This is a genomic window from Nostoc sp. NMS4 (assembly GCF_017115095.1).
GTDB lineage: Bacteria > Cyanobacteriota > Cyanobacteriia > Cyanobacteriales > Nostocaceae > Nostoc.
In genome coordinates this window covers 1-4,480 of sequence record NZ_JABXKI010000024.1, presented here as the reverse complement: position 1 = coordinate 4,480, position 4,480 = coordinate 1, and the positions used below count along the sequence as shown (strand labels likewise).

The following is a 4,480-nucleotide window of genomic DNA, read 5'->3' as shown; positions in this document are numbered from 1 at the left end:
AGTTCATAGAGGTAAATACAATTAACACTCCAATTGTAAAAGGCGATCGCCTACGACGGGCTACGCTTACGCACCTTCATTGATGAGAGAATAGCGATCGCTCAAAAGTGCGCTCATATCATAAAATCCAGATTTTTGATTGAGTCTGGCTTTGATAGCTGGATGGACTAATTCATCAGGAACATGATTGCGCTCGATATATTCATTGATTTCTGTTTGATTATCTAAATAAAAACTCAGAGCATCAAAGACTTGGGCTAAAGTTAAATGAGGTAAGTGTAGCGGAATTTCTTCTGGTCTAATCCCTAAACGCCAATTTTCTACAATTGCTCTCACAGGTGTTCTAGTGTTAGCAATAATTGGTTCACCGGACAAAATTTCAGGTTGGCGAGTCACGTAGCGAGAAGTCGTCGTACTGATCATACTGATTGAGTTTTACAGTAGTTTTCTTAAACTAGCACAGTATTAATTGAACAGCGATCGCTACGACGGGCTGCGCCTACGCATTTGTGGTGATGAGAGAATAACGATGTCTACGACGGGCGTAGCTGCGGCGCAGAGCCAATGTTTTAATAACGAGTTAGTTGTTTAACGAATCGCCACAGCAGGTAAAACGGTAGAAGTAATATCGCTATTAAGATTTGGACAAACTGACTTAAACGACGTATCCAGATAGCACGGAGAGTAGACTGGCGTTGCAGGGTTGCTAAATTTTCTTGAATTGTTGCTGTAGTGGGATGATTAACTCCTAACACCCGTTGGCTCATTGCTAGGGCATCAATGTAAAGAGGTTCGGCATCGCTGTACCGCCCTTGGTTATAGTAGAGTCCTGCTAAATTGTTCAAGCTAGTAGCGACATCGGGATGGTCGCCAGCAAACAGCCGCTTTCTCATCTCCAAGGCTTGGGTCAAGAGGGGTTCGACATCGCTGTACGGCCCTTGACTTCTGTAGAGTTCTGCTAAATTGTTCAAGCTAGTAGCGACATTGGGATGGTCGCCAGCAAACAGGCGCTTTGTCATTGCCAGGGCTTCAATGTAGAGAGGTTTGGCATCGCTGTAGCGCCCTTGGCTATAGTAGAGTCCTGCTAAATTGTTCAAGCTACCTGCAACATCGGGATGGTCGCCAGCAAACAGACGCTTTGTCATTGCCAGGGCTTCAATGTAGACAGGTTTGGCATCGCTGTAGCGCCCTTGGCTATAGTAGAGTCCTGCTAAATTGTTCAAGCTACCTGCAACATCGGGATGGTCGCCAGCAAACAGACGCTTTGTCATTGCCAGGGCTTCAATGTAGACAGGTTCGGCATCGCTGTAGCGCCCTTGGCTTTTGTAGAGTAAAGCTAAATTGTTTAAGCTAGTAGCGACATTGGGATGGTCGCCAGCAAACAGAGCTTGGCAAACATTTACGCATTGTTCATGCCAGAATTCTGCTAATTTATATAATCCTTGTCCCTGATAAAATCTTACTATCCCCACAAATACCGAAATTACTCGATCGTTAGGGACTGATGCTAGAGAAATTATCTCTGCCTCTCTTACTTGCTTTATCTCTGCAATTAAACGGTTTCCCAGGTCTTCGAGATGAAGAACAATATCTCTGATGCTTTCAATCTGCTCAGAAGTTGCTGAATCGGGAAGTATTTGGGCAACGGCTATCATAGCAGTGGCAAAGGTTGTTTCTAAAACTAATTTCATCTCGCCAGCATTCGCTAACTGCCCTTGCAAAAACCACCGCACTAAAGCATGAATTTTATAACATCCTTCTCTTTCTTCAACCTGTTGCAGCAAGTTGCGCCCGTAGAGTTGCTTTCTAGCTTCGTTTAATTCATTTTCTGACCAAGTTAGCTGTCTTTCTTCCTGAGTTTCTGCTTCCCCTCCACCTGTCGCCACCCAAATAACCAAATCCCAAAGAATCAGTGCAGGAGAAAATAAACTCAAAAATATTCCTAGTTGTTGCGCCAGTGGGTCAAGTTCTTCCCAAGTTAAAGCAAAGGCGGCTTTTACTCCTAGTTGAGTTGAGTTGAGAGTTTCCCGGTCTTGTAAAGCTGACTCTGCTAATTTACGTTCTTGCAATCGCCTAAACATGATGTCTAAGGATATTTCCGGGTCGCGTACTAAATAACCTCCAACTAACTCTATTCCCAAGGGCAAATATTCTAGACATTCACAGATTGCGATCGCGGCTTGTGGTTGGTTTTCAACTCGCTTATCTCTTTTACCCAACAGTAGTTTTAACAGTTCTAAGGCTTTCCCTGGTTCTTTTTGGGGCGAGAGAACATCTAAAGAAATTTCTTGAATAACATTCCGGTCTAAATTCCGCAGTCGAGTAGTCACCAGAACTCGAAAGCGGTTATCGTTGGGAACGACTTCGCTGAGGTTGGCTAGGTCGGTTACGTCATCGAAAACGATTAAAATAGGCAAGGGAGAATTAGGATATTTAGACCAACACCAAGCGACTTGTTCTTTAAGGCTTAAAAGTTTTCCTCCTAATTCTTGGGGAATCTCAAAACCGAATTGCAACCAGAAAAACTCTAAAACTTCGGCGGCGAGATTGGTTGCTCTGTCGTTAAACCAAGTAATTCCCCCATAATCTTGTTGATATCGTCTCGCGTATTGGGTGGCTAATTCAGTTTTGCCTACGCCTCCCATTCCCGCTATTGCTACATAGTCTCGGCGCTGCAAGTCTTCATGCAGCATTGTCAGTTCGGTTTCTCGCCCGACGAAATGGACGGAACCGCGAGGGATATATTTTGTGGGAGTTAGCTGTTTCTGCCCGTTGATAATTTGAGTGCCAATGTTAACTTGAGCGCCAGGGGCAGCAAAAACACCAATTTTTTGGGCAAGCTTGCCAGAGTCTTCAGGCATAGATAGTAAAGTTAAATGCTGTGGCACTTAAATTTTGCATCAGTTGCAACACCCGCCTCAGAATGAATTCTAAGGCTAATAGCTAAAGTCTTCTAAAGAAGACTAAGAAAAAAAGTTTTAGTCCACTTGAGTGGACTTTAGCTATTAGCCCGGAAATTTATTTCTGGGCGGGCTAGCGGGCTAATTGAGAATCATGTTAAATTTTTAAATTAATTTTAGATTAAAAGGACTGATTTTCAATATTTCCTGTCCCTCCTGGCATTACTACCTGACCAATTTTATCTGCCAACTTTTCTAGGTTCGGCATAGCTAGAATTTCAGCAAATTTAGGATTTGGCTCTGCTTTAGCTGCTGTGGCTAACTCCTGTGCAGCTTGTGCTACTTCAGGATTAGTTTTAGCAGCCAATTCCACCTCTAGCACAGCCTTTTGATAATCGATCGCTTGTTCTGGTGCTTTCTCGATCGCAGCTACAGTATGAGGAGACTGTTTTTTCAGGGTGACAAGAAACTTACCAGTCTTATCTAATAAAGCTTCGCCTACTTTTTCGCCAGTTTTTTCTAACGCTTTGGTGGCTATTACAGAACCGATTGCGATCGCCGCAGTTTCAACTATCATAATCCTGCCTTGACTATGTGTATCTTATTTACTTATTAACACACCGCTTTTGTTCTAAATTCCGCAGCTAAGTTAAAAAACCCACATTTTACTCGGCGTTACGGATTTTGCAGAGTTCAGCATTACTTTCTCAATATGTTGCCTATGATATCTAGGCTTTTTTAAATTTAAACCAGTTGCCCTTACTAACATCGCTACTAACATCGCCCTTTAAGTTACGAAAATAACGAGTTTAGTTACCAACGCTACGATTTTTGTTACAAACATGATTCTTTTCGTTACAATCTTACGAGTTTAGTTACCAACACTACGATTTTTGTTACAAACATGATTCTTTTCGTTACAATATTACGAGTTTAGTTACTACCACTACGATTTTCGTTACAAACATCATAGTTTTAGTTGATATTGCTGAGTCTATAGTTACACTCGATACCAATATATGTGGATTTTACCCAAGCAAAATTAGGCTTTAGTAGGGCAAGCTAGCTCTAGAAACCATAAAAAGAAGATAATTATGCCTCGCCAAAAGCGTACATATCGCGTTCTAGAGAAAGCCGAATTGAGAATCGCCGGACTCAAAGCCATTGATCCCAGCCTGGATTTTGGGGATGCTCGGAACTTGCAAAATCTTACGCAGTTAATCCAGCAGTATCGTAGCAAAATAGATGCTTATAATACTACTCTAGCTGTGATTGACTCTTACACAAGTGAGATGAAAGAGTTGGAAAAAAATTTGAGCGATCTGACTGAAAAAATGCTCCTGGGAGTTGCCTTTAAGTACGGCAAAGACAGCCATGAATATCAGATGGCGGGTGGTGTTCGCAAAAGCGATCGCATCCGCAAAAGCTTAGTCAACCGCTTAAAAGCTAATACAGATGAAGTCTCTAATAATAGCCAAACTGCATAAGCTCATCACTCGCCTCCTAACAAAAGTCGTAGAGAGCCTCTTGATTCTGACTCCTGTTAGCGATAGCGGGGCGTTTAGCCCATTCTGAATTCT

4 protein-coding genes are annotated in these 4,480 nt (G+C 42.5%); 1 reads left to right on the top strand and 3 read right to left on the bottom strand.

Annotation, left to right across the window (positions count from 1 at the left end; genetic code table 11):
* Nucleotides 1-66: 66 nt before the first annotated feature.
* The 3 genes from HWQ37_RS00405 to HWQ37_RS00395 form a co-directional block, all read right to left on the bottom strand.
* A complete protein-coding gene (locus HWQ37_RS00405) occupies nucleotides 67-423 on the bottom strand; it encodes a DUF433 domain-containing protein (protein ID WP_292742568.1) in 357 nt (118 codons plus the stop codon).
* 146 nt (nucleotides 424-569) lie between these two features.
* Nucleotides 570-2,861 carry a tetratricopeptide repeat protein gene (locus HWQ37_RS00400; RefSeq protein ID WP_292742567.1) on the bottom strand — a complete coding sequence of 764 codons (2,292 nt, stop codon included), beginning with the start codon at nucleotides 2,859-2,861 and terminating at the stop codon, nucleotides 570-572.
* Nucleotides 2,862-3,081: 220 nt separating this feature from the next.
* The gene (locus tag HWQ37_RS00395; RefSeq protein ID WP_465249653.1) at nucleotides 3,082-3,477 is read right to left on the bottom strand and encodes a hypothetical protein; all 396 of its coding nucleotides are present in this window, start codon (nucleotides 3,475-3,477) and stop codon (nucleotides 3,082-3,084) included.
* Between the two features lie 517 nt (nucleotides 3,478-3,994).
* On the opposite strand from HWQ37_RS00395, the gene HWQ37_RS00390 reads away from it, so the two are divergent.
* A complete protein-coding gene (locus tag HWQ37_RS00390; RefSeq protein WP_292742566.1) occupies nucleotides 3,995-4,387 on the top strand; it encodes a hypothetical protein in 393 nt (130 codons plus the stop codon).
* Nucleotides 4,388-4,480: the final 93 nt, after the last annotated feature.

What these genes read in the sequence shown, in the direction of transcription:
- HWQ37_RS00395 (WP_465249653.1), bottom strand. Translation starts at nt 3,477, where the DNA reads ATGATAGTTGAAACTGCGGCGATCGCAATCGGTTCTGTAATAGCCACC.
- HWQ37_RS00400 (WP_292742567.1), bottom strand. Translation starts at nt 2,861, where the DNA reads ATGCCTGAAGACTCTGGCAAGCTTGCCCAAAAAATTGGTGTTTTTGCT.
- HWQ37_RS00405 (WP_292742568.1), bottom strand. Translation starts at nt 423, where the DNA reads ATGATCAGTACGACGACTTCTCGCTACGTGACTCGCCAACCTGAAATT.
- HWQ37_RS00390 (WP_292742566.1), top strand. Translation starts at nt 3,995, where the DNA reads ATGCCTCGCCAAAAGCGTACATATCGCGTTCTAGAGAAAGCCGAATTG.